Genomic DNA, 23,664 nt, shown 5'->3' on the forward strand with positions numbered 1-23,664 from the left:
GAGGCCACCCGCATTCAACACCAAAGTCTGTCATGAGCAATTTCCTCACTATCCAACGCGAAGGCGCCATCGCCATCGTCACCATGAACCGGCCCGAGACGCGCAATGCGCTGTCCGACAACGACGCCGTGGAGGCGCTGGTCGACATGTGCGAAGCCGTCAACCGCGATCATTCCGTGCGCGTCGTGGTGCTGACCGGCGCCGGTTCCGCCTTCTCGTCCGGCGGCAACCTGAAGAGCCTGCGCGCCACGTTCGGGCGCGAGTCGGGCGAGCCGGTGATGGCGCGCTATGCCTACCGCGACGGCATCCAGCGCCTGCCGCTGGCGCTGTCGAACCTTGAAGTCCCCGTCATCGCGGCAGTGAACGGTCCGGCGCTCGGCGCGGGCAATGACCTCGTTTGCACGTGCGACATCCGCATCGCCTCCGAAAAGGCCGTGTTCGCCGCCACCTTCGTCAAGCTCGGCCTGATTCCGGGCGATGGCGGCGCGTGGCTGCTGCCGCGTGCCGTGGGTATGTCGCGTGCAGCGGAACTGTGCTTCACCGGCGATACCATCGACGCCGCGCAGGCGCTGGAATGGGGACTGGTCTCGCGCGTGGTCCCGCCGGAGGCGCTGATGCCGACGACGATGGAGCTGGCACAGCGCATCGCCGTCAACCCCGGTCACGCGCTGCGCATGGCCAAGCGGCTGCTTAAGGAAGGCCAGCACACGCGCCTCGACACCATCCTCGAAATGTCGGCCGGATTCCAGGCGCTGGCGCACCACACCAACGACCATGAGGCTGCGCTCGACAGCTACATGGCAAAGCTGAAGCGCTGAGAGAGGGACTGGCATGGACATCCGCAACAACGTCTTCCTCGTCACCGGCGGCGCCTCGGGCCTCGGCGAAGCCACCGCGCACATGCTTGCTGCCGCGGGCGGCAAGGTCGTCATCGCCGACATCAACCCTGCCGGCGAGGCGCTGGCGGCCGGACTGGGCGGCCGCTTCGTACGCTGTGATGTGAGCAGCGAGGCCGACGGCCGCGCCGCCGTCGACGCCGCCACCGCGCTCGGCCGGCTGGCCGGACTGGTGAGCTGCGCCGGCGTGGCACCCGCGTGCAAGACGGTCGGCAAGGACGGCCCCCATCCGCTCGACGCCTTCGAGCGCACCGTCCGCATCAACCTGATCGGCACCTTCAACATGATCCGCCTCGCCGCCGCGGCGATGGTGGGCAACGCGCCCGATGCCGGCGGCGAACGCGGCGTCATCGTCAACACCGCGTCGGTGGCGGCGTTCGAGGGGCAGATCGGACAGGCGGCCTATGCCGCGTCGAAGGGCGGCGTGGCGTCGATGACGCTGGCCATCGCCCGCGACCTGGCGCGCGACGGCGTGCGCTGCGTGACCATCGCGCCGGGTCTTTTCGAAACGCCGATGCTGCTGGGATTGCCCGAAACCGTGCGCGACGCGCTGGGCAGGATGGTGCCGTTCCCCTCGCGCCTAGGCCGTCCCGCCGAATATGCGCGGCTGGTGGAGGCCGTGGTCGGCAACCCGATGCTGAATGGCGAGGTCATCCGTCTCGACGGGGCGATCCGGATGCAGCCGAAGTAAGGCGGCGCAGGCAGGAGGCCTGAAAACAACACGGGGCGGCCAAGGCCGCCCCGATGCATTTCTGCGCCCGTCAAAGTGCGCGACGCTACGCAACCCGATCGGGAAATACCCGAATCTTGTTGCCTTATCCTGCGACAATTCGTATTCTTCAACCACATATCGTAGATAACGCAACTCCCAAGATGGACCTCCGACAGATGCGCCAGGCCCTGGTGCTGAGCGAAACGCTGAACTTCCACCGCGCCGCCGAGCGCCTGTGCATGGCGCAGCCGCCGCTGTCCACGGCCATCCGCAAGCTGGAAGAGGAACTCGGCGTGACGCTGTTCGACCGCCACCCGTCCGGCCTCACGCTCACGCCGGTGGGCGAGCTGGTGCTGCGGCAGATGCGCAGCACGCTGTTCTTCGCCGACGAGATCCGCCATGCGGCCAGCGAAGGCGAGAACGGCGTGCGCGGCAAGGTGCGCGTGGGCTTTGTCGGCTCGTCGGTGTATTCGCTGATGCCGCGGCTGATCCGGGCCTTTCGCAGCCGGTATCCACACGTGGAGCTGATCATCGAGGAATCGACGACGGTCGACCTGTTGCGTGCGGTCGAGGAACACATGCTCGATGTCGCGCTGGTGCGCTATCCCGTGCTCGCCAAGACGCCGCTGCAGATCGACCTGCTGCAGTCCGAACCGATGATGCTTGCCGTCAGCGCCGATTCGCCGCTGGCGCGGCGCGAGCACGTCGCGCTGTCCGAGCTCGGCGACACGCCGTTCATCGTCTATGCGCAGGCCCGCGTGCCGGCGATGCATTCGCTGATGATGCATGCGTTCCAGGTGGCCGGCATCCAGCCGCCGATCGCGCAGGAAGCGGTGCAGGTGCCTACCATCCTCGCGCTGGTCGAGAGCGGGCTCGGCGTGGCGCTGGTGCCGGCGTCCACCGCCCGGCTGGGCGGCGAAGGCATCCGGCATGTTCCGCTGACCGGGCTGCCGGCGCAGATGGAATTCGGCATCGCCCTGGCGACGCTGCCCGAAGGCATGCACGTGACCACCCGGAACTTCGTGGCACTGGCGCACGAGGTCACCGCGCCAGCCAGCCAGGAGGCGGCGGTCGAAGCGCCGCTTCGCGTCGCCGCCTGAATGTCTCCGGGCCGGGGGGAATCCCGCCGGCCCGGAGGGAGCCGTCAGCCCCCCACCCTCCGTTCGATCAGCGCATCCACCGCCACGATGCGCTCCGCCGTGCAGATCAGCGGGTTCAGATCGAACTCGGCGATCACGTCGCGCTGGTCCGCCGCGAACTCGGAAAGGCTGGCAACGATTTCCGCCAGCAGTTCCATGTCCACGCCCGCCGCACCGCGGAAGCCCTTCAGCAGCGCCACGCCGCGCAGCTGTTCCAGCATGGCGCGCGCCTGCTGCGCCGAGCATGGCGCGATGGTGGCAACCGTGTCCTGCATCAGCTCGACCATCACCCCGCCCAGCCCCACCACCAGCAATGCGCCAAGGTGCGGGTCCACGCGAGCGCCGACCAGAATCTCGATGCCGGTCGGCACCTGGCTCTGCACCAGCACGCCGTTGATGCGGTCGTCGGTGGTCACCTTGCGCGCATTCGCCATGACCTCGCGGTACGCGACGGCAACCTCCTGCGCCGACTTCACGCCGAGGCGGATCACGCCCGCTTCCGACTTGTGCGGGATGGCGGGGCTTTCGACCTTCAGCACGACCGGATAGCCGCAGGCATCGGCGGCGCGCACGGCGTCCTGCTCGCTAGCCGCCAGCGACTCGCCCACCACCGGCACGCCGTACATGGCGAGGACGTCCTTGGCTTCACGCTCCGTCAGCGTATCGGCCGGCGCGGCCAGGATGCGCGCGCGGGCGTCGGCGGCCACCGAGGCATGCGTCAGGCGCGGCGCCTGCGGCATGGCGCGCGACAGCAGCCATTGCTCGCGGGCCTGCCACGCGGCCAGCGCCGCGAAGCAGTGCGAGACCGAGCGGAATAGCGCCAGGCGCGGCAGCGCCTCGGAGTCGACCGCCTCCGGCCCTTCCATCCAGTTCGACATCCACAGGCCGCAAGCCATCTTGCCGTGCTTGACGGCCAGGTCGTTGAACACCTGGAAGCGTCGCCCGTTGCCGTCGCCGGTCACCACCAGCGGCACCACAGCAGCGCCGTAGGCGGGATCGGCGAAGACCGCGTCGCCGCACTGGATGAAGGAGTCGAAGTTGTTGGCCGCCTGCGCGGTCAGGTCGCAAGGGTTGCGCGCGGCGCCGAAATCGGGGATGTGCGATTCGAGCACGGCGCGGGTCGCGTCGCACGGCTGCGGCAGCGGCACGTCGAAACGCTCGGCTTCGTCGGCGGCGACAATGCCCGCGCCGCCCGAACCCGAGACGATCGCCACGCCGGACGTCGTCGGCCGGGGGGCCTTGGCGAAGAACACCGTCGTCGGCACGAGCTGCTCGATGGTATCGACCTGCACCACGCCGGCCTCGCGCAGCGCCGTGCTGTAGGCGCGGTCGGAACCCGCCATCGAGCCGGTATGCGACATGGCCGCCGCGGCGCCCGCCGTCCCGCGCGCCATCTTGTAGACCACCAGCGGCTTGCCGGCTTGCGCGCAGACTTCCGCCGCCCGGATGATCCGGCTGGCGTCGGACAGCCCTTCGAACACGCACGCGATCGCCGCGCACGAGGGGTCGCCGGCAAGATAGGCGATCTGGTCGGTCACATCGATATCGCACGCATTGCCGCACGAGAACACGTGGCTGAACGCCGTGCCGTGGTTGGCCGCCTGCTCCAGCGCGAACGCCAGCGCGCCGGACTGGCTGACCAGCCCGATCGCATGGGCCGGCAGTTCGCCGCCACGCGCGGGCAGCGGCGTGAAGGACACCAGCGCATTGTTGATGTAGTTCGCATAGCCGATGCTGTTCGGTCCGAGCAGCAGCATGCCGCTTTCCCGGGCGATGGCGACCAGCCGTGCCTGCTCCGCAATCTGCTCCGGGTGGCCGGTCTCGGCATAGCCCGACGCGAACAGCACCACGCCGCCCACGCCCAGCCCCGCGCACTCGCGCACGATGGGCTCCACCGTTTCGCGCGCGGTGGCGATCAGCACGCAGTCGGGTGCCTCGGGCAGCGCCGACAGCGACGGATAGCAGACCTGCCCGTTCACCTCGGGGTAGCGCGGGTTGACCAGCAGCACCTTGCCGTCGAACTGCTGCAGGTTCGCCATCGCCCGGCCGGCGAATGAGCGCGCGTTCGGCGTGGCGCCGACCACCGCGATGGTGCGCGGATGGAACAGGCGCCGCAGTTGCGCATGGGTATAGAGATCGCGTGTCGACATGCCGCCCTCAGCTCGCCATGTGCAGGCCGCCGTTCACGCCGATGTGCTGGCCCAGCACGTAGCCGGCGGCGTCGGACAGCAGGAAGCAGATCGGCGCGGCGATTTCTTCCGGCTGCGCCCAGCGGCCCATCGGGATCATCGCCAGGTAGGTGTCGCGGAAGCGCTCGCCGCGGATGGTCTCGGTCATCGGCGTTTCCACCATGCCCAGGCAGACCGAGTTCGTGCGCACGCCGTACTTGCCCCACTCGCGCGCGGCGCTCATGGTCATGCCCAGCATGCCGGCCTTGGCCGATGCGTAGTTGATCTGGCCGACCGAGCCACGGCGGCCGGCATCGGACGAGACGTTGATGATCGAGCCCTGTACCTTCTCGCCCGCCTTGGCGCGCTCGACCAGGCGCGAGCCCACCGCCTGCAGCCAGAGGAAAGCGCCGGTCAGGTGGCAGTCGACCACGTCGTGCCAGATCTTCAGCGTCATGTTCTCGATCATCGCGGCGCGCACGATGCCGGCGCAGTTGACCAGGCCATCGACCTTGCCGAAGCGGGACACCGCATGCTCGACGGACGACGACACGAAGTCGGGATCGGCCACGTTGCCGGCATAGGCCTGGACATGGTCGGGATGCTCGGCGGCGAACGCCTCGATCGCTTCGCGCTGCAGGTCGACCACGCAGACCCTGGCGCCGAGGTTCAGCGCGAGTTCGGCGGTGGCGCGGCCGATGCCCTGTGCGGCGCCGGTAACGATGATGACCTTGCCGGCCAGGGACATGATGTCGGACATGGTGTGTCTCCTTGGGATGTATGGGGTATTGCTTTGGGGTGGCGCGGCCCGCCGGATCAGGCGGCGCGCCGCTCCAGGTAGCCGAGGTGGTATTGCATGTCGCCGTGCAGCTGGTCGAGCACGAGGATGCGGCGCAGGTAGTGCCCCACCGCGTACTCCTCGGTCATGCCGATGCCGCCGTGCAGCTGGATGGCTTCCTGCGCGACGTGGCGCGCGTTCTGCGTCACCAGCACCTTGGCCGCGTGGGCCGGCACCGCGGCGCCGGTCAGGTCATTGCGTCCCGCCAGCGCAAGCGCCAGCGAGACCGACATGCTGCGGCTCTGCTCCAGCGCGGCCAGCATGTCGACGATGCGGTGCTGCAGCGCCTGGTTCGCACCGATCACCCGGCCGAACTGCGTGCGCGTCTTCAGGTACGCGGCGGTGAGCGCGCAGGCGCCGTCCATCGCGCCGACCATCTCGGCGCAGGCGGCACTGATGCCGGTTTCCAGCAAACGGGTCAGCAGCGCGGGCGTCAGCGTGCCAAGCCGCTCGCCCTCGGCGTCGTCCAGCGTCAGGTCCGCCGCCGGAGTACCGTCGATCAGACGGCCGCCGGCGATGCCTACGCCCGTGGTACGGGCATTGACCAGGAAGAGCTGGACGCCTTCATTCGGCGCCTGCGCGCTCACGAGGAAGTCATCCGCCCCGGTGCCGTGCAGCACGCAGCGCTTGGTGCCGTACAGGCGCCAGCCATCCACGCCATGGGCCGCGCGCGTGGCGACGCGGCCGGGCACCGATTCGCCATGTGCCCACGCCACCTGGAGCTCGCCGCGCGCGATCCGCGGCAACAGGCTGGACTGCTGCGTCGGCGAGCCGAGCTGTTCGATGGCCGTGGCCGCCATGACCACGGTGCCGTGATACGGCTCCAGCGACAGGCACTTGCCGAGCGCCTCGGAGATCATCATGTGGTCGACGGCGTCGCCGCCGAAGCCGTCATGCGCCTCGCCGATGGCCGCGGCCGTCACGCCCAGGCTGGCCAGTTGCACCCACGCCTCGGGTGAATGCCCGGCATCGGACGCCGCGTATTGCTGGCGGCGGCCGAAGTCGTATTCGCGGGCCAGCAGCCGCCCCAGGCTGTCCTGCAGTTGCTGCTGGACGTCGTTGAGTTGCAGGTTCATGACAGGTCCAGGAGGGAAGCGGAAAGGATGTTCTTCTGCACTTCGGTGGTACCACCGAAGATCGAGACGGCGCGCGAGTACAGGTAGGACCGGGTCAGCGTCACATCGGGACCGTCGGCGGGAAGCGAGCCGGTGCCGGTCATCCGGCAGAGCAGGTCGGTGATGGCCTGGAAGATCTCGCTGCCGCGCACCTTCAGCATCGGCGACAGCTTGGCATCGGCGTGCCCGCCGTGCACGCGCAGTTGCGTCACTTCCAGCGCATGCAGGTCGGCTTCGATCATGGCGATCCGTCCGCGATAGGCTGCCAGCGTCGCCTCCGGGTAGCCCTCGTCCTCCATCTTCGCCAGCAGCGCCCTGGCACAGGCCACGCGCTCCTTGTTGCGGCCGATGCCGGCGATATGGGCGCGCTCGTGGCCGAGCAGGAACTTGGCGTAGCTCCAGCCCTTGTTTTCCTCGCCCACCAGGTTGGCGGCCGGCACGCGCACGTTCTCGAAGAAGACTTCGTTCAGGCTGTGGCGGCCGTCGATGCTGATGATCGGGCGCACGGTGATGCCCGGCGACTTCATGTCGATCAGCAGGAACGAGATGCCGGCCTGCTTCTTCACCGCGCCGGCATCGGTCCGCACGAGGCAGAAGGCCCAGTCCGCGTAATGCGCCTGGCTCGTCCAGATCTTCTGGCCGTTGACCACGTACGCGTCGCCCTCGCGCACGGCCGTGGTCTTCAGCGAGGCCAGGTCCGACCCGGAGCCCGGCTCTGAGAAACCCTGGCAGACCTGGATGTCGGCGTTCAGCAGCTTCGGCAGGAAATACTCGCGCTGCGCGTCGGAGCCGAAGTGGATCAGCACCGGCCCCAGCATGGTGATGTTGAACGGGTGCGGCGTCGGTGCCGGCGCGGCGGCGCATTCGTCGGCGAAGATGCGCTGGCGGTCGGCATCCCAGCCGGCGCCGCCGAATGCCTTCGGCCACGCGGGCGCGCCCCAGCCGCGCTGGTTCAGCGTGCGTTGCCAGAGTGCGTTGTCGTCTTTGGTCGCGAAGCCGCCGGCACGCAGGCGCTCGCGCAGGTCGTCCGGCAGGTTGGCGGCGAGGAAGTCGCGCACTTCCTGCCGGAACGTCTTGTGCTCTTCCGAGTAGAGCAAGTCCATGATGGATCCTTGGGTCGGTTCAGCAGCCCTTGAAGACGGGCTGCCGCTTTTCGGCGAAGGCAAGCAAGCCTTCGCGCATGTCATGGGAGCGCTGGTGATTGCGCAATTCGAGCAGTTCCTGACGGAGCGCGTCGGCGACCGGCTTATCGGCGGCCTCGGCCACCACGCGCTTCATGCGCGCGAGGACCAGCGGACTCTTGGCCGCGAGCAATTCGCCCACGGCCTGCGCGCGGGCAGCGAGTTCGGCGTCCGGCACGACTTCGTTGACCAGGCCGAAGCGCTCCATCTGCGCGGCGGTGAAGCTCGCGCCGGTGAACAGCAGCCAGCGCGCCACGTTGACAGGCACCTTGCGCGGCAGCACCGCCGCGCCGCCCGCGCCGGGGAACACGCCGAAGTTCGAATGCGCGTCGCCCAGCTTCGCGCTCTCGGCCGCAAGGACGAGGTCGCAGGCCATCACCGTTTCCAGCCCGCCGGCAAGCGCCAGGCCATTCACGGCAGCGATGACGGGCCGGGGAAACGCGCGCAGCGTGTCGACGAAGCCGACCACCACGTCGAGGAAGTCCGGCTCGCCGGTCACCGGCGGCTCGGCCACTTCCTTGAGGTCGGCCCCGGCGCAGAACGCGCGGCCGTTGCCGGTGAGCACCACCGCGCGCACGGCCGGGTCGTCGCGCCATGCCTTGAGTTGCGCGGTCATGGCGGCCGCCATCTCGCGGTTCAGGCTGTTCATGGCCGCCGGGCGGTCCATGGTCAGCCAGCCGACGCCGTTCTCGATGCGATGCAGAACGCTCATGGCCGGCTCCTCAGCACAGTTCGAGGCCGACGGCCGTGGCTTCGCCACCGCCCAGGCACAGGCTGGCGAGCCCGCGCTTCAGGCCGCGCTGCTGCAGCGCGTGGACCAGCGTCACCAGCAGGCGGGCGCCGGTCGCCCCGACCGGATGGCCGAGCGCGCAGGCGCCGCCGTTGACGTTGAGGCGGTCGTGGCCAATGCCCAGTTCCTCCAGCGCGATCATCGTCACCACGGCAAACGCCTCGTTGACTTCATAGAGATCGACGTCGCGCGCGGTCCAGCCGGCCTTGTCGAACACGCGGCGCGCGGCGAGCACCGGCGCATCGGCGAACTGCTGCGGCGGGTTGGCGTGGGTGGCGTGGGCGACGATGCGGGCCAGCGGCGCAAGGCCCTGGCGCATGGCATCGCTTTCACGCATCAGCACCAGCGCAGCGGCGCCGTCCGAGATCGACGAGGCATTGCCGGCCGTCACCGAGCCGCCGTCGCGGAACACGGCCTTCAGTTTCGGCAGCCTGGCGGCATCGCACTGGCCCGGCGTCTCGTCCTCGGCAAACTCGCCGCCGCGCTTGAGCGTGACCGGCGCGATCTCGTCGCGGAAGCGCCCTTCGGCGACCGCCGCCTGCGCGCGCAGCAGGCTCTCGCGGGCATATGCGTCCTGCGCCTCGCGGCCCATGCCGCGCGCCTCGGCGGCGAGATCGGCGTAGTAGCCCATCAGGTGGCCTTCGTACGCGTCCTCCAGGCCGTCGCAGTACATGTGGTCGAGGAACTGCCCGTGCCCGAGACGATAGCCGTAGCGGCCGCGCGGGACGATGTACGGCGCGTTGGTCATCGACTCCATGCCGCCCGCCACCGCCACGTTGCAGGTGCCGGCGAGCAGCAGGTCATGCGCGAGCATCACGGACTTCATGGCCGAGCCGCACATCTTGCTGATGGTGGTGGCCGGCGTCGACGTGGGCAGCCCGGCGCCGAGCACCGCCTGCCGCGCCGGCGCCTGGCCGACGTTGGCAAACAGGCACAGGCCCATGATGGCTTCATCGACCGAGGCCGGATCGACCCCCGCCTGCGCGACGGCAGCGCGGATGGCGACGGCGCCAAGTTCCGGCGCCTTGAACGCCGACAGCGAGCCATTGAACGCGCCGATCGGCGTGCGCTTCGCGCCGACGATGACGATGGATTCCTTGTTGTTCTGCATGGTGGCCTCAGGCGTGGAAGGCGAGCTGCGTGCGCGCGAAGTCGAGGATCACCTGGCTCGACGCGCCGCGCTGTGCGAACAGCGCGTCACCGAGCAGCTTGGCGCAGGCGTTCTCGCTGCCGCCGACGCTGCGCCATTCATGCAGGCGCCGCGTGAACAGGCCGAGCGCCAGTTCCTCGGTGATGCCGATGGCGCCATGCACGGCGTGGGCGATGGCCGCGACACGTTCGCCCGCCTCGCAGGCGCGCAGCTTGGCCGACGCGGCGCGCAGCGGATCGGGCAGCCAGCCGTCGGCCGCACAGCCCAGGCGCGCGGCGAACACCGACGAGCTGGCCTGCTCGGCCATCACGCTCAGTTCCTGCTGCATGGCCTGGAACTGGCTGATCGCACGCCCGAACTGCTGGCGGTCGTTGACGTACGTCACGCTCATCGCCAGCACGCGCTGCATCGCGCCGGCCATGCCGGCGGCTTGGGCGGCGTTGCAGACGGCAAGGATGTCGGCGTCGTCATCGCGGAAGCGGAAGACGGCGGCGTCAGCCGACTGCCATTGCAGCGAGGCCGATGCCAGCGGGCGGTAGATGCCCGGCGTGTGCATCGCGGCGCTCACCGGCAAGAGCAGCCATTCGCCGCGCCACTGCGTCAGCACGAGATCGGCGAGCGCGCCGCCCGGCACGTTGCGGCAGATGATGTGCTGGCCGCCAGCGGCAGCGGGAGCGATGGCAATGCACTCGCCCGCGCTCTCGCGCCCCGCCTTGGCCAGCATGGCACGGGCGATGGCGGTTTCGGCGAACGGGTGGCTCAGGCCGGCGCGGCCGGCGGCGAGGAACAGCGGGAAGGCTTCAGGAAGCGACAGCCCGGCGCCGCCGCACTCGGCGAACACGAGGGCGTCGGTGTAGCCGAGCGCGTCGATGGCAGCCCATTGCGCGGCGGCGCCTTCGCCCGCTTCGCTGCGGCGTACCGCCTCGTCGGCGCACAGGTCGGCGAGCGCGCGCTCGAAGCCTTCCAGGAGGGAATCAGTCATGGTCGTCTCCGGTAATGTCTTAGCGCAGGCCCAGCGAGCGGGCGATGATGCCGCGCAGGATCTGGCGGGTGCCGCCGCGCAGCGAGAAGCTCGGGCAAAGCTGCGTGATGTAAGCAAGCGCGCGTTGCAGCGTCTCCGACGGCGCGAAGTCCGGCATCTGCTCGATGGCCGAGGCGATCCAGCCCGGCACGGTCTGCTCGAACTCGGTGCCGAGGTCCTTCACATAGGCGGCATCGGTCTCGGGGTTCTGGCCCTTGTCGAGCAGGTCGGCCACGGCGAGCGACATCGTGCGAAGCGCCGCCAGGCGGCCGGCGATGCGGCCGGCAATGACCTTCACCGCATCGGGCACGGCGAGACCCGACGCACGCACTTCGGCCAGCCACGTCTCGGCCAGCAGCTGGCTGGTCAGGATGCGCTCCGGTCCGCTGCGCTCGAAGGCCAGTTCCGCGGTCACCTGCTTCCAGCCCGAGCCTTCCTCGCCGACGATGGCATCGGCGGGCAGGTCCACGTCCTCGAAGACGACTTCGCAGAAGTGCGCGTCGCCGGCGAGGTCCTTGATGGGGCGATAGCTGATGCCGGGCAGGCTCAGGTCGATCAGCACCTGCGACAGGCCCTTGTGGCGGTCGCCGTGCTGGCCGGAGGTGCGCACCAGCGCGCACATGTACTGCGTGCGGTGGGCATTGGTCGTCCAGATCTTGCGGCCGTTCAGGCGCCAGCCAGTTTCAGTGCGCACGGCGCGCGTGCGCACGCTGGAGAGATCGGAGCCGGTGTCCGGCTCGCTCATGCCGATGCACATGAAGATTTCGCCGCGCACCATGCGCGGCACGAAAAACTCGCGCTGTGCCGGCGTGCCGAACTTCAGAATCAGCGGCGCGGTCTGGCGGTCGGCGAACCAGTGGGCCGACACCGGCGCGCCGGCGGCGATCAGCTCCTCCACCAGCACGAAGCGCGCGAAAGCGCTGCGGCCGGCGCCGCCATACTCTTTTGGCAGGGCAAGGCCGAGCCAGCCCTGTTTTGCGAGGGCGCGGCTGAAGTCGGCGTCATAGCCCATCCAGGTGCGGGCGCGGATATGCGTCGGCACGTCGGCCAGCTTCGCTTCGAGGAAGGCGCGGATCGGGCCGCGCAGCGCCTCGTCCGCCGGCGGGATGGCGACGAGCGGCAACGATTCGAGACTTGCAGTCACGATGAAACTCCGGAATCTGGGGTATTACTCGGTGGCGGGCGCGATCAGCGTCACGCCCTCTTCCGCGAGCTTGCGGATCTCGTCGGCGCTGAAGCCGGCTTCGGCCAGCACTTGCGCGCTGTGTTCGCCAAGGCGCGGGGCCTGGCGCTCCACTTTCGGCGGCGTGCCGGACCATTGCGACGGAATGGCCATCGAGCGGATCGTGCCCTCGGTCGGGTGCTCGACCATGTCGATAAAGCCCACGGCGTCCAGATGCGGGTCGGCCATCAGCGAATCGACGGTGTGGAGCTGCATCACCGGCATGTCGGTGGATTCCAGCAGCGCCATCCACTCGGCGCTGGTGCGCGTGGGCATCACCTCGGCAACCATCCGGTACAGCTCGTCGATATGCTTCGTGCGCTCGCCGATGGTGGCGAAGCGCGGGTCGCTGTCCATCAGGCCCGGCTTGCCGATCAGCGCGAAGAACTTGCGCCACTGCTTGTCGTTGTAGACGAGCACGCAGAGGTAGCCGTCCTTGGTGCGGTACGGGCGGCGGTTGTGGTCAAGCACGCGCGCATAGCCGGTCGGGCCGAGCGGCGGGTCGAACGTCATCCCGCCCATATGGTCGCCGAGCACGAACTGCGCCATCGTTTCAAACATCGGCACCGCAACGGACTGGCCTGCGCCGGTGCGCAGGCGGTGGTACAGGCCCGCGGTGATGGCGTTCACGGCGGCGAGCGCGACAATGCGGTCGGCGATGGGGCTGGGCGCGTAGCGCGGAATCTCGGCGCCCGCAAGCTGCGATAGCGTGGGAATGGCCACGGCGCCCTGGATCAGGTCGTCATAGGCGGACTTTGCCGCATAGGGACCGGCCTGGCCGTAGCCGTAGAGGCCCACGTACAGGATGCCGGGATTGACCTTGGCGATTTCCTCATAACCCAGGTTCAGCCGCGCCATCGCCTGCGGACGCACGTTGTAGACCAGCACGTCGGCGTCGGCCACGAGGCGCAGCAGCGCATCGCGCCCGGAGGGCTGCTTCAGGTCCAGCACGATGCTGCGCTTGCTGCGGTTGACGTGCAGGAAAATGCCCGCCATGCCGTCGTTGCGGCGGTAACCCACGTCGCGGACGGTGTCGCCCGTGGGAGGTTCGACCTTGATCACGTCGGCACCGAGGTCGCCGAGGATCTGCGTGGCGTACGGCCCCATCAGGACCGTGGTCATGTCGATGATGCGAACGCCTTGGAGGGGGCCTGTCATTGCGCCCTCCCGTTCCTGTGCGATGCTGCCGGACTCATGTCGTCTCCTCGAAATCGATGAGGCGATGGTACGGATCGGGAGTCCGGCGGAAAAATACTTTCGGTATGTCAACCGATACATTGGATGTATTGGTTGGCATTGCAGTGGTGGCACCGGTGAGCGGAGATTGCCGGGGCGTCCCAGGGCAATCTCGGCTTTGCCGCAGCGCAATGGCGGCCTGCCGTGCCGGGCACTTCTGGTATCAGGAGGTGCTTAAACAATGGGCCAGAGAAAAGACGCCCTGCTACCGGCAGGGCGTCTCGCTTCGTCAGAATCAGGATGCCGCCGACTGCACGAGCTCCTCGACGCCAGGCTGCTCTTTCGTCCGGCTTTGACTGGTTTTGTTGACGTGGCCCGCGGGAGCGCACTCGTCTGGCGTAATGCCTTGATTGCGAAGGTGGGCCGCGACCCGCTCGCACCATTCAAGCAGTTGGTGCTTGTCGATATCCGCGACCACGTCTTCACCGAAGAGATTCGAAAGCTCGAGCGCGACTCCTGAGAATGCGGCGCCGTCATCTCGGATGGTCAGTACTCCGTCGCCATCGTGGTCGCACATCTCAATTCTTGTGGCAGACATATCCATTTCCTCCTGAAGCGTTGTAACGGCGACTTGACTCGTAACCGTCACAGCAGGCGTACCCTGCATTGTCGGTCGCTTGGCCAGTGTGTCTATGCTAGGAGACCGGCTTCTGTTCCACCAAGGGAGGTAGCGGGCGCGGAGCCGTTGTTACTGCCGGCGTAGTAGGAAAGCTGTAGCGGGTGGCCGCGCGCTCGCCCACATCCAGTGCGGGCTGCGTCCAAGTGCTTTATTCGCCTTTGCCATAATTTATAAATTTATGTATTGCTTGCATGTTACATTTCAATGTATATTTTTTTAATGACCACCAGCACCGGCGCCCTGTCCGCGCCGGTACGCAAGCAACGTGACACCATTCGACCAGACCGTGAGCGGGCCAGAGCCCGCCCAGCCACCATTGCCCCCGAACGCGATGGCCTATGAACGCACCGTCCTCGACTGGGCGACGCACCTCCCGGATAGCGTGATCGCCGTGCGCGACCTCACCTATGGCGCCGACCCGCGCCAGCGCTTCGATGTCTTCACGACAGCCGGCCTGCGCGATGCGCCCGTGCTGGTGTTCTGGCATGGCGGCGGGTGGACCAACGGATACAAGGCATACGTCGCGTTTCTCGCGCCGATCGTGACCGGCATGGGGCTGGTGCTGGTGACGCCCACCTATCGGCTGGCACCGGCCCACCGGCTCCCGGCTGCCTTCGACGATGCGGCCTTGCTGCTGGCCACGGTGCTGCGGACCATTGCCAGCCATGGCGGCGCGCCTTCCAGGATCTACCTCTCCGGCCATTCGGCTGGCGGCGGCATTGCGGCCATGGCGGCAATGCGCAGGCCGGCGCTGGCAACGGCAGGTGTCGACCACCAGGCCATCCGCGGCTGCCTGCCGATCAGCGGCATCATGAACCTACAGCACCCCTGTCCGGCGCACGGCAGCCTTGAAGCCCGGGTGTACACGGACCTGATCGATACGCCCGAACACGACGCGGCGATGAGCCCGCAAACGTGGGCCGCGGGCAATACGGTGCCGATGGTGCTGAGCTACGGCGAACATGACAGCGAGCGGGTGATCCGCTCAAACCGCAGCCTGTACCAGATGCTGAAGCTGCAGCCGGCAGCCGTGTCGTGCCACATGCTGGCCGGCGAGGATCATTTCCGCACGCATACGGCGCTGTCGGACCCCGCCCATCCGTGGTACGGCAGGCTTGCGCAACTTGTCAGGGAGACTTCGCGATGCCCCATCTAGTCGAAACCGGCTTGCCCACGCCGGCGCAGCCGTTTTCCTGGGCGACCCGCGCGGCCGGGCTGGTGTTTACCGCGCACGGGCCGGTGCATGACGATGGCACGGTCGATACCGGCGAGATCGCGCAGCAGGCGCGCCTGACCTTCGCCAACCTGAAGCGTGCGGCCGAGGCCGCCGGCGCGGCACTGCACGATGTGGCGCAGGTGCTGATCACGCTGGTGGATGCCACAGATGTGGCAATTGTCGATGCCGTCTATCGGGAGTTCTTTGCCGCGCCCTACCCCAACCGCTCGACCGTGGTCGCCAAGGCCCTGTTGGTGCCCGGCATGCGCATCGAGATCGTGGCCTATATCGCGCTGCCCGACGGAACCTGAGGCCTGGGCCACGCGGGCACTGCAGTCGCTGCCGCCGCCCCGCCGGCTATTCGGCAAAGCGCTTGCTGAGGGCTTCCGCAGTGCGCATCAGGTGTTGCCGCAGCAGCGTCGATGCCTTCTCGGTATCGCGCGCCAGCACCGCCTCCATCAGGGCCAGGTGTTCTTTCTGCACGTCGTCGGCCAGCCGCGCGCCCGGGCCCGGCGAGGCCAGGCGGATGCGGCGATAGCGCTCCGAGTGGTCGAGCAGCTGTTCATCGATGCGCAGCAGCCACTGCGACGTTGCCGCCGCGACCAGCGCGCGGTGAAAGCGCCGGTGCGCCGCTTCCCACAGTTCCACCGCGACGGTGTCCGACGCATCCGCCGGCAGCCGCGCCTTGGTCAGCTTGTAGTACGCCGCCATGATGTTCGCGCCCCAGTCGTCGTCGCCATGCTCGATGGCATCGGCCAGCAACTGCAGCTCGATCGAGGTGCGGGCATGCATCAGGTCGAGCACGTCGCTGCGCGAGAGCTTCGACACGCTGAAGCCGCGCTGCCCTTCATTGCTGACCAGTCCCTCTCCACACAGCAGCATCAGCGCCTCGCGGATCGGGCTGAGGCCGAGTTCATAGCGGTCCTGCAACGCTTGCAGGCGGAGCTTTTCGCCAGGCGCCAGTCTGCCCGCAATGATGTCTGACCGTACCAGCTGGTAGGCCTTCTCGGAAATGGTCTGGGTTGGAGCCGTTCTGGCGTCCTGCGGCCGGTTGGGCAAGTCGGAAGTCCGCATGAGGGTAGTCAAGGGTTAGCGGTGGCGTGGGTAGAGTCGCCGGATCGGATCTGCGCGTCAGGCCGCCGGGACCGGGCCTCATTTGGCCCAGCACTATAAAAAGCCAGAAATTTCATAAATTTACCCACAGGAACGAAATTTTGCACTATTTCGCTGGGTGATAGCCAGTTGGGACCGAGAGCGCAGAGAAATCCACGCGACCCGTCAGCCTGACGCCGGCAGGGTAAACGCCATCTTTTATTCGAACTCACAGAATTTATAATTTCCTTGCAACTTGGTTGAAACAACGTTTTGTATATGAGACGAAATGCAGGGAGCGCCTGGTCTGCCCACACCGCGACGATCTCAGGACGATATCCAGCGAACCACAAAGCACTTTCTGGAGCTTGAGCAACATGAAGACACCTACACGACGCCGGGCGCTGCTTGCGGTGACGGCCATGGCTGCCGTACTGGCAACCGGTGCTGCCGCGGCGCAAGGCGGCTATCCCACCAGGCCGGTCACGCTGGTGGTGGCCTATCCCGCCGGCGGCGATACCGATGTACTGGCCCGCCTTTTCGCCGAGAAACTGACCGCGCGCCTGGGCCAGCCGGTGGTGGTCGAGAACCGCACCGGCGCGGCCGGGACCATCGGCAGCGCCTACGTGGCCAAGGCGCCCGCGGACGGATACACGCTGCTGTTCGCGCCCAACACGCTTGCGATTGCGCCGCTGGTGCTGAAGCCGGGCACCGGTGCGAGCTACGATCCGCAGAAGGATTTCACGCCCATCATCGAACTTGGCAAGCAGTCGCTGTTTATCATCGTGAACAAGGAAGCCGGCGTCACCAAGGTCTCTGATCTGGTGGCGCGCGCCAAGTCGGGCAGCCTGCAAAGTTATGCCAGCCCGGGCAATGGCTCGCCGATGCATATCCTTGGCGAGCTGTTCAACAAGTCGGCCGGCGTGAAGCTTGCGCAAGTCCCGTATCGCGGCAGTGCGCCCGCCATCGTCGACCTGTTGGGCGGGCAGGTGCCGATGATGTTTTCGACGCTGGGCCCGGTCTCCCAGTACTTTGCTTCCGGCAAGCTGGCCCCGCTCGCCGTGGCGGACCAGAAGCGCTCGCCCTTTGCGCCCAATGTCCCGACGCTGGTCGAGCTGGGCTACAAGGACGTAGACGTCGGCGCATGGCAAGCCGTGGTGGGGCCGAAGGGCATGGCGCCCGAGCTGGTCGGCTCGCTGAACAAGCATTTCAACGAGATCCTGAAGATGCCGGACGTGGTCGCGCGCATGGCCACCATTGCCACCACGCCGGTCGGCGGCGACCCCGCCACGCTGCGCACGCTGATTGCCAACGACTACGCACGCTATGGCAAGCTGGTGAGGGAATTCGGCATCCAGGCCGACTGACCCTGCGCCTGCGGGGCGGCGGGCGAACGAAAAAATCCTGACTTGGCTCGCAACCGGCGCTCCGCCGGAGGACCTCGTTCGCCCAAATCCTGAATTTATATATATCAAAAAAATTTGGAAATTAATCCAAGAAGGAAGCGGTCGAATGAAACGGACAAGGATCGTGGCGGCAGCGCTGACAGCGCTGGGCACGCATGGCGCATGGGCTCAGTCTTCCGGCGTCAACCTCTATGGCGTGGCAGATGTCGGCCTGGTCCATGAGAACGGCGCCGCCGCCGGATCGGTCACCAAGGTCACCAGCGGCATGATGGCCGGTTCGCGCGTGGGCATGCGCGGCAGGGAAGACCTGGGCAGCGGCACGGCGGCGTTCTTCACGCTGGAGGCCGGCATCCTGATGGATACCGGCGCCTCCGGCCAGGGCGGCCTGCTGTTCGGCCGACAGGCCTACGCCGGACTGGACGGAACGCCGGGGCGGCTGACCCTGGGTCGGCAATACACGACGCTGGCGTTAGCGCAGGTCGAGTTCGACCCGTTCGTGACCGGACTCGCCGGCACCTCCGCCAACCTGATTTCCGCGGGCGGCCGCGGCGGCAGCAACCGCGCCGACAACCTGGTCAAGTACAACCTGCCCAAGACGCTCGGCGGCGTGGACGGCGAAGTGTCATACGGCTTTGGCGAAGTCGCTGGCAGCACCGGCACCAACAGCCAGGTCGGCGCATCGCTGGGGTACACCGGTGGCGACTTCATGGGACGCGTGGCTTATGCGGATGCCAAGGATGCCAACGGCCCCGGCAAGAACGCACGCGAATATTTCTTCGGCGCCAAGTACAACTTCGGTCCGGCTACCGGCTACTTCAACTACGTCATCAACCGCGGCGCCATCGTCCCCGGCACGCCCAACTACAAGTCCGAAGACGTGCTGGTCGGCGCCATGATCCCGGCCGGCGCCGGCCGCGTGATCCTGTCGTACATCCGCAAGAACGACCGGACCGCGGCAAACAACGATGCGCAGCAGCTTGCGGTCGGCTACGTGCATCGCCTGTCGAAGCGCACCAGCCTCTACACCTCATACGCGCATATCTGGAACCGCGCGTCGAACACGGCTTCGAGCGGCTTCTATCGGGTCTGGAATGCCAACGATGTCGGCAACGCCGGCGCCGGCAACAGCGCATTCAACCTCGGCATCAACCACATTTTCTGACTACCACCCGGCGCCTCCCGTGCGCCGGCCTTCCTGCCCGATGCCTGTGCGAGCTCGCATCGGGCTTTTTTCATTTCCTCGCGTCAGGGACGCTGTACTTGTGGCGCTCGCGCAGGATGTACCGACAGCGATTCGCGTCGGCCGCCCGATGTCGAAGTGCGGTTAGGACTGGCGACGAATGCCGCGCGGCATTTGCGCTCGCGCCTGCGCCTGGCCAACACTTACCCGCACCGCTATCTGACGAATCGGTCCCATCGCCAACCTGACAGTTTTCACTGAAAGAATTGGCTACGAATAGGAGACCGCGCCAACGATTGGCGTGGCGCTCTGCGGTGGGGCGCACGCGGAACACCCAAGAAAATCGCGAAGCCTTTGTCGGCGGGCGTAATACGGTGCGGCAGTTCCCAGCCAGTTTCTGCCGTCTGACCTTCATCGCGCCAATGACCAAAATCGGCCAAAGCCGACATTCGCAGGAACCGTCGAAGACGCTGAGCTAGAATCCCAGGGCCCGCGCCTCCACCCCCACTTTCCCGACGATGAATCCCGGACCGCATGACGTCCTGAGCCGAATCCTTTCCGCATGCAAGGCGGAACGCGCCGTGACAGCAAGCTTCCGGCTCCACGCACCATGGGCATTGCACTCGGCCGGCACCGAGGGGGCGCTAATCCGCATGTGTACCGGACCCGGATACTGGATCTGCCCCGACGGCGGCACACCTGTCGAGATCGCACCACGCGATATTGTCATGCTGCCGCGCGGCACCCCGCATACGGTGTCATCGACACGCGACCCCGGTGATCGCGTCGTGCCCTTCGCCGATCTGCTGAAGGCGCACATGATTGGCCGCCATGGCGACCATCCGATCGAACTGACATATGGGGCGGATAGCAAGGGCAGCACGGACACCCCACCCACGCAACTGTTCTCCCTGCACCTATGGATGCCCGCGCTGGACGTGGGCACCATCCCGGCGGAATTGCCACCGCTGATCGTGCTGCGTGCCGATGAGCTGGCGCTGGCGCACACGCTGGCAAACACGATGGAACTGCTGGTGCAGGACTCGCTGGCCCAGCGCCCGGGCTGGCAGTTGTCCGCGGCACGCATGGGCGACCTGCTGCTCGTGCATATCCTGGGCGAGTATCTGCGCACGCCCGCGACCGCGCGTCAGGGCACGCCGAACGTCCTCGACGACCCCGGCATCGCGCGCGCGGTTGCCGCCATGCAGGAAGAGCCGCAACGGGGCTGGAGCATCGCCCAGCTCGCTGCTGTGGCGTACCTGTCGCGCACGGTATTCGTCGACCGCTTTCGTGCGCTGCTAGGCGTGCCGCCGATGCAGTACCTGAGCGCCTATCGCATGAACCTGGCTGCCGAACGCTTGCGCCAGCCGCGCGCACGGATTGCCGATGTCGCCGAAGCCACGGGCTATACATCCGAAAAAGCATTCTCACGCGCGTTCCAGCGCTGGATTGGCGTGTCGCCCACTCAATACCAACGCGACGCATCGGCGCCCTGACGCTTCCGCGCGCTGCTGATCCGGACGATCGGTGCCCGAATCCGGCGTTCTGGAGGTTGAGTCTGGCAGGGCTACTGCCCAATAATTCCGCTCAAATTTCGCTCAATCGCCCGCGCTGGCGAACAAGGAGACTTGGGCATGAAGCAGGTGGAACACGCACTGATCGTGGGAGGTGGCATCGCCGGCTGTGCGGCGGCCATTGCACTGGCACAGGCCGGTGTGCGAGTGACGATGCTGGAAAGGCAGCAGGAATGGAGATTCCAGAGCTCCGGCATCTTCATCTATCACAACGGCCTTGCGGCGCTCGGCAGCCTCGGGGTACTTCCGCAGATCGTGTCGGGTGGCTTTGCCATTGCTGATGGCCGGAATATTTACCTGGACGAACGCGGCGAACCTATCACCGATACGTACTATCCGTCCCGGCACCCGGACATTCCGCCGATCGTCGGCATTCGTCGAGCCGAGATGCATCGCATCCTCGCCAGCCGGCTCGAATTGCTGCGCGTCGATATCCGTCTCGGCACTACTGCTGTCCGGATCGATCAGAACACGGCAGAGCACGTCACCGTCACGCTATCCGATGGCACCACGGGCCAGTATGACCTCGTGGTCGGGGCAGACGGCATACGCTCGGAGATCCGCCGTCTCGTCGCAGGCCCGCTGGAGCCGGTCTACACCGGACTGGGCGTCTGGCGTAGCGTGCACACGCGACCGAAGGACCTCACCGCGAAGATCATGATGATGGGTGCCGGCAAGAGGCTCGGCATCATGCCGATCAGCGATGACCAACTGTACCTGTTCGGCACACTGCCCGAACCCGCCGGGCAATGGTATGAGCGCGCCGGCTGGCCGGCGCTGATGCAAGCCCGCTTTGCAGCATTCGGCGGCCCGGCGCGCCAGTTCCTGGACGCACTTTCGGCCGACTCCGAAGTGCTGTATACCGCCGTGGAGGAGGTCGGCGCCCCGCTGCCCTGGCACCGTGGCCGTGTGATCATGATCGGCGACGCCGCGCACGCCTCCACACCCTTCATGGGACAAGGCGGCGCGATGGCGCTCGAAGACGCAGTGCTGCTGGCGGAGATGCTGTCGCGTGACGTCGACGTGGAGAGTGCGCTGCGAGCCTTTGGCGAGGCACGCTATCCCTTGTGCAAGTTCGTGCAGGACACCTCGCGTAAAGTCGGCGAGGCAGGGGCGCAGGAAGACGCGGACATCATCAACACGCGCAACGAAACGATGCGGCGCACCGCGCAGCGACAGGTGCACGATTTTTACGCGAGAATGGATGTGCTACGCAGTCAATTGCCCTTGGCGCAGAGCGCCTGACAGGCTAGGAACAAGCGCGCCTGGCCGCGCGCAAGCTCGAGCTTCTCGACAGTGGTCGACGAACTCGATCAGCCCGTCGAGGTGAGGCATATCTCCGATGCATAACCTCCTCGCCAGTCGCTAATGGGGCACGGCAAGAAATCACCCATTGCCTGAACGGAGGGATAGTGGGACCTTGCGAGCGACAGCTATGGTCAAATTGCAGTCGCACGCTGATCCGTGCGCGAATGACTCAGAAGGGTCGGTCAGCGCCCCTCAGCCTCCCGTGGGCTGTGAATCTGCTTTTGGTTGGCGCCCCCCATCTGCGGGCCAAGTTCAGCCATAGCGTGACATCCCAGGCCGATCCATGGTATTGAGCAGCAGCCTTGGATGATACCCGCGGAGCCACACGGCCCGGTCTATGCAAACAACGTCCGCATGCGTGCACGCAGCGTGCCCAGGACAAAGTCGGCCCGTTCAACCACGGTGGCCTTCGGTACGATGCAGACATCGTAGCCAAGCGCCGGATAAGCTTCAAGAAGCCGCAAGTACTCCGCCGTGGCGTCGGCCAGATCATGCCGTCGCTCCGAGTCCTGGACGTAGATCTCCGGCCAGGGCGGTACCAGAAAGGCGAGCTGGTGATAGTGCTGTGCCTCGCCTGCAAGCGCCTTCAACAGCGGTTCACCTGTGACATGCTGAAGCGCCGCCATCGCATCGACTAACCCCCGGTCCAGGAAAATCCATTCATTGGATTGGCTTGCGGCCTTCAAGTCGCTCCTCGCCAGTGCAATCACACGATGCAGGAACGCCGTCATATCGATCCAAGGCAGTGCTCCTCCCCTGCTGCGCATCTGTTCCGCCACGATGCGACGACCGGGCTCTTCCACCACCGGGCAGCGACGTCGTCCAAGCTCCGTCAGCAGCGTGGATTTGCCACCGCCCGAACACCCGGAAATGACAATAAGTCGATTCATCTTTCATCCTCTGTAAAAGGCTTGTCCCGAAAACCCAGCGAAATCGGCAGCGGCAGCGGCCACGCTCTCGCGTAAATTCGAAACCACAGCCTCTTCACGTTCGAGTGCTGACAGGTGTTCACGGGCTACGCCAGGCGCTCAGCCAGGAACGCCCGCATGGCGGCCCAGGAACGGCGGTCCGCGGCAGCGTCATAAACGATGCCACGCTCTGGAAAGTTCGCGCCTTCGAACGTGAACGCATGGCGGGCATGGCCATAGGCATGCAGTTGCCAGTCGGCGCCAGCCTCGGTCAGCTCCCTGGCGATGCCCAGGACATCGTTCGGGGGAGCGACCGGGTCTTCCCAGCCATGCAGCAGCAAGATGCTGGCGGTGACCGGCGCTTGCTCGCCGATGCGCGGCGCCTGCAGGACCCCGTGCACGCTGACGGCAGCCAGAAGATTTGGCGGCACTGCACGCGCCAGGTCCAGCGCGCACAGGCCGCCGAAGCAGTACCCGACGACGGCCATGCGGCCCGCGTCTACGCCGGACAAGGCCTTGGCAGCGTCAAGCCCTGCCAGCAGCCGCTGGCGCAGCAAGGCGCGATCGCGCAGCAGCGGGTTCATGAGGCATGCGTTGTCTCCGAGTTGGTCGCCGCGGACGCCTTTGCCATACACATCCATCGCAAAACAGACGTATCCCAGTGACGCCAGCCGGTCGGCACACCGCCGCATTGCCTCGTTGAGGCCGCTCCATTCGTGTGCGAGTACAACACAGGGTGCACGCGTTGTCACGCCTGCCGGCCTGGTCACATAGCCTTCAAACACGGTTTCGCCATCCGTGTACTCGACGAACTTTTGTTCCAGGGGAAAGACTCCGGCATCCATGCGCATCTCCTTTTCGTTCGGCAAGGATGCATGAGCGGCGACACGGCG

At 66.8% G+C, this 23,664-nt stretch carries 22 protein-coding genes; 9 read left to right on the forward strand and 13 right to left on the reverse strand.

Annotated features, from left to right (window positions below):
- Positions 1–32 precede the first annotated feature (32 nt).
- From JTE92_RS05935 to JTE92_RS05945, 3 genes are all read left to right on the forward strand, one after another.
- Positions 33–818 carry a crotonase/enoyl-CoA hydratase family protein gene (locus tag JTE92_RS05935; RefSeq protein ID WP_063239352.1) on the forward strand — a complete coding sequence of 262 codons (786 nt, stop codon included), beginning with the start codon at positions 33–35 and terminating at the stop codon, positions 816–818.
- Between the two features lie 13 nt (positions 819–831).
- Entirely contained in the window at positions 832–1,587 is a 756-nt protein-coding gene (locus tag JTE92_RS05940; RefSeq protein WP_063239351.1) for a 3-hydroxyacyl-CoA dehydrogenase, read from the forward strand.
- Between the two features lie 182 nt (positions 1,588–1,769).
- The gene (locus tag JTE92_RS05945; protein WP_063239350.1) at positions 1,770–2,708 is read left to right on the forward strand and encodes a LysR family transcriptional regulator; all 939 of its coding nucleotides are present in this window, start codon (positions 1,770–1,772) and stop codon (positions 2,706–2,708) included.
- 44 nt (positions 2,709–2,752) lie between these two features.
- On the opposite strand, the gene JTE92_RS05950 is transcribed toward JTE92_RS05945, so the two are convergent.
- The 10 genes from JTE92_RS05950 to JTE92_RS05995 all read right to left on the reverse strand — a co-directional run bounded on the left by JTE92_RS05950 (position 2,753) and on the right by JTE92_RS05995 (position 14,006).
- A complete protein-coding gene (locus JTE92_RS05950; RefSeq protein ID WP_063239349.1) occupies positions 2,753–4,897 on the reverse strand; it encodes an acetate--CoA ligase family protein in 2,145 nt (714 codons plus the stop codon).
- 7 nt (positions 4,898–4,904) lie between these two features.
- On the reverse strand, positions 4,905–5,675 hold the full coding sequence (locus tag JTE92_RS05955; RefSeq protein ID WP_063239348.1) for an SDR family NAD(P)-dependent oxidoreductase: 771 nt from the start codon (positions 5,673–5,675) through the stop codon (positions 4,905–4,907).
- Between the two features lie 56 nt (positions 5,676–5,731).
- On the reverse strand, positions 5,732–6,829 hold the full coding sequence (locus JTE92_RS05960) for an acyl-CoA dehydrogenase family protein (RefSeq protein WP_063239347.1): 1,098 nt from the start codon (positions 6,827–6,829) through the stop codon (positions 5,732–5,734).
- Positions 6,826–7,971, reverse strand: a complete 1,146-nt coding sequence (locus JTE92_RS05965; RefSeq protein ID WP_063239346.1) for an acyl-CoA dehydrogenase family protein — start codon at positions 7,969–7,971, stop codon at positions 6,826–6,828. The genes JTE92_RS05960 and JTE92_RS05965 overlap by 4 nt, the downstream gene beginning before the upstream one ends.
- Before the next feature lie 19 nt (positions 7,972–7,990).
- Positions 7,991–8,761 (reverse strand): enoyl-CoA hydratase/isomerase family protein, encoded by a 771-nt coding sequence (locus JTE92_RS05970; RefSeq protein ID WP_063239345.1) that lies wholly within the window; start codon positions 8,759–8,761, stop codon positions 7,991–7,993.
- Between the two features lie 10 nt (positions 8,762–8,771).
- Positions 8,772–9,950 carry a thiolase family protein gene (locus JTE92_RS05975; protein WP_063239344.1) on the reverse strand — a complete coding sequence of 393 codons (1,179 nt, stop codon included), beginning with the start codon at positions 9,948–9,950 and terminating at the stop codon, positions 8,772–8,774.
- A 7-nt stretch (positions 9,951–9,957) separates the two neighbouring features.
- On the reverse strand, positions 9,958–10,971 hold the full coding sequence (locus tag JTE92_RS05980) for an acyl-CoA dehydrogenase family protein (protein ID WP_063239343.1): 1,014 nt from the start codon (positions 10,969–10,971) through the stop codon (positions 9,958–9,960).
- A 19-nt stretch (positions 10,972–10,990) separates the two neighbouring features.
- The gene (locus JTE92_RS05985; RefSeq protein ID WP_063239342.1) at positions 10,991–12,154 is read right to left on the reverse strand and encodes an acyl-CoA dehydrogenase family protein; all 1,164 of its coding nucleotides are present in this window, start codon (positions 12,152–12,154) and stop codon (positions 10,991–10,993) included.
- 24 nt (positions 12,155–12,178) lie between these two features.
- A complete protein-coding gene (locus tag JTE92_RS05990; RefSeq protein ID WP_063239341.1) occupies positions 12,179–13,390 on the reverse strand; it encodes a CaiB/BaiF CoA transferase family protein in 1,212 nt (403 codons plus the stop codon).
- Between the two features lie 313 nt (positions 13,391–13,703).
- The gene (locus tag JTE92_RS05995; protein ID WP_063239340.1) at positions 13,704–14,006 is read right to left on the reverse strand and encodes a hypothetical protein; all 303 of its coding nucleotides are present in this window, start codon (positions 14,004–14,006) and stop codon (positions 13,704–13,706) included.
- 346 nt (positions 14,007–14,352) lie between these two features.
- On the opposite strand from JTE92_RS05995, the gene JTE92_RS06000 reads away from it, so the two are divergent.
- Entirely contained in the window at positions 14,353–15,243 is an 891-nt protein-coding gene (locus JTE92_RS06000; RefSeq protein WP_147318612.1) for an alpha/beta hydrolase, read from the forward strand.
- Positions 15,231–15,614: a RidA family protein gene (locus tag JTE92_RS06005; RefSeq protein WP_063239338.1), complete on the forward strand. Its 384-nt coding sequence runs from the start codon at positions 15,231–15,233 to the stop codon at positions 15,612–15,614. Before JTE92_RS06000 ends, JTE92_RS06005 begins: the two co-directional genes overlap by 13 nt.
- Before the next feature lie 46 nt (positions 15,615–15,660).
- Here JTE92_RS06005 and JTE92_RS06010 read toward each other — a convergent pair whose 3' ends face one another.
- Positions 15,661–16,377, reverse strand: a complete 717-nt coding sequence (locus tag JTE92_RS06010) for an FCD domain-containing protein (RefSeq protein WP_063239337.1) — start codon at positions 16,375–16,377, stop codon at positions 15,661–15,663.
- A 395-nt stretch (positions 16,378–16,772) separates the two neighbouring features.
- On the opposite strand from JTE92_RS06010, the gene JTE92_RS06015 reads away from it, so the two are divergent.
- The 4 genes from JTE92_RS06015 (at position 16,773) to JTE92_RS06030 (ending at position 21,800) form a co-directional block, all read left to right on the forward strand.
- On the forward strand, positions 16,773–17,762 hold the full coding sequence (locus JTE92_RS06015) for a Bug family tripartite tricarboxylate transporter substrate binding protein (RefSeq protein WP_063239336.1): 990 nt from the start codon (positions 16,773–16,775) through the stop codon (positions 17,760–17,762).
- A 145-nt stretch (positions 17,763–17,907) separates the two neighbouring features.
- Positions 17,908–18,963, forward strand: coding sequence for a porin (locus JTE92_RS06020; RefSeq protein WP_084254619.1), 1,056 nt, complete (start codon positions 17,908–17,910; stop codon positions 18,961–18,963).
- Between the two features lie 536 nt (positions 18,964–19,499).
- Positions 19,500–20,477, forward strand: a complete 978-nt coding sequence (locus tag JTE92_RS06025; protein WP_084254618.1) for an AraC family transcriptional regulator — start codon at positions 19,500–19,502, stop codon at positions 20,475–20,477.
- A gap of 138 nt (positions 20,478–20,615) precedes the next feature.
- Positions 20,616–21,800: an FAD-dependent oxidoreductase gene (locus tag JTE92_RS06030; protein ID WP_063239333.1), complete on the forward strand. Its 1,185-nt coding sequence runs from the start codon at positions 20,616–20,618 to the stop codon at positions 21,798–21,800.
- A 398-nt stretch (positions 21,801–22,198) separates the two neighbouring features.
- On the opposite strand, the gene JTE92_RS06035 is transcribed toward JTE92_RS06030, so the two are convergent.
- Both JTE92_RS06035 and JTE92_RS06040 read right to left on the reverse strand, forming a co-directional pair.
- On the reverse strand, positions 22,199–22,753 hold the full coding sequence (locus JTE92_RS06035; protein WP_063239332.1) for an AAA family ATPase: 555 nt from the start codon (positions 22,751–22,753) through the stop codon (positions 22,199–22,201).
- Between the two features lie 125 nt (positions 22,754–22,878).
- The gene (locus tag JTE92_RS06040) at positions 22,879–23,616 is read right to left on the reverse strand and encodes a dienelactone hydrolase family protein (RefSeq protein WP_063239331.1); all 738 of its coding nucleotides are present in this window, start codon (positions 23,614–23,616) and stop codon (positions 22,879–22,881) included.
- Positions 23,617–23,664: the final 48 nt, after the last annotated feature.

Source organism: Cupriavidus oxalaticus (genome assembly GCF_016894385.1).
Taxonomy (GTDB): domain Bacteria; phylum Pseudomonadota; class Gammaproteobacteria; order Burkholderiales; family Burkholderiaceae; genus Cupriavidus; species Cupriavidus oxalaticus.

Excerpts from the sequence above, each read along its gene's own strand:
- JTE92_RS05935 (WP_063239352.1), top strand. The coding sequence starts at position 33 with ATGAGCAATTTCCTCACTATCCAACGCGAAGGCGCCATCGCCATCGTC.
- JTE92_RS05940 (WP_063239351.1), top strand. The coding sequence starts at position 832 with ATGGACATCCGCAACAACGTCTTCCTCGTCACCGGCGGCGCCTCGGGC.
- JTE92_RS05945 (WP_063239350.1), top strand. The coding sequence starts at position 1,770 with ATGGACCTCCGACAGATGCGCCAGGCCCTGGTGCTGAGCGAAACGCTG.
- JTE92_RS05950 (WP_063239349.1), bottom strand. The coding sequence starts at position 4,897 with ATGTCGACACGCGATCTCTATACCCATGCGCAACTGCGGCGCCTGTTC.
- JTE92_RS05955 (WP_063239348.1), bottom strand. The coding sequence starts at position 5,675 with ATGTCCGACATCATGTCCCTGGCCGGCAAGGTCATCATCGTTACCGGC.
- JTE92_RS05960 (WP_063239347.1), bottom strand. The coding sequence starts at position 6,829 with ATGAACCTGCAACTCAACGACGTCCAGCAGCAACTGCAGGACAGCCTG.
- JTE92_RS05965 (WP_063239346.1), bottom strand. The coding sequence starts at position 7,971 with ATGGACTTGCTCTACTCGGAAGAGCACAAGACGTTCCGGCAGGAAGTG.
- JTE92_RS05970 (WP_063239345.1), bottom strand. The coding sequence starts at position 8,761 with ATGAGCGTTCTGCATCGCATCGAGAACGGCGTCGGCTGGCTGACCATG.
- JTE92_RS05975 (WP_063239344.1), bottom strand. The coding sequence starts at position 9,950 with ATGCAGAACAACAAGGAATCCATCGTCATCGTCGGCGCGAAGCGCACG.
- JTE92_RS05980 (WP_063239343.1), bottom strand. The coding sequence starts at position 10,971 with ATGACTGATTCCCTCCTGGAAGGCTTCGAGCGCGCGCTCGCCGACCTG.
- JTE92_RS05990 (WP_063239341.1), bottom strand. The coding sequence starts at position 13,390 with ATGACAGGCCCCCTCCAAGGCGTTCGCATCATCGACATGACCACGGTC.
- JTE92_RS05995 (WP_063239340.1), bottom strand. The coding sequence starts at position 14,006 with ATGTCTGCCACAAGAATTGAGATGTGCGACCACGATGGCGACGGAGTA.
- JTE92_RS06005 (WP_063239338.1), top strand. The coding sequence starts at position 15,231 with ATGCCCCATCTAGTCGAAACCGGCTTGCCCACGCCGGCGCAGCCGTTT.
- JTE92_RS06010 (WP_063239337.1), bottom strand. The coding sequence starts at position 16,377 with ATGCGGACTTCCGACTTGCCCAACCGGCCGCAGGACGCCAGAACGGCT.
- JTE92_RS06015 (WP_063239336.1), top strand. The coding sequence starts at position 16,773 with ATGAAGACACCTACACGACGCCGGGCGCTGCTTGCGGTGACGGCCATG.
- JTE92_RS06020 (WP_084254619.1), top strand. The coding sequence starts at position 17,908 with ATGAAACGGACAAGGATCGTGGCGGCAGCGCTGACAGCGCTGGGCACG.
- JTE92_RS06025 (WP_084254618.1), top strand. The coding sequence starts at position 19,500 with ATGAATCCCGGACCGCATGACGTCCTGAGCCGAATCCTTTCCGCATGC.
- JTE92_RS06030 (WP_063239333.1), top strand. The coding sequence starts at position 20,616 with ATGAAGCAGGTGGAACACGCACTGATCGTGGGAGGTGGCATCGCCGGC.
- JTE92_RS06035 (WP_063239332.1), bottom strand. The coding sequence starts at position 22,753 with ATGAATCGACTTATTGTCATTTCCGGGTGTTCGGGCGGTGGCAAATCC.
- JTE92_RS06040 (WP_063239331.1), bottom strand. The coding sequence starts at position 23,616 with ATGGATGCCGGAGTCTTTCCCCTGGAACAAAAGTTCGTCGAGTACACG.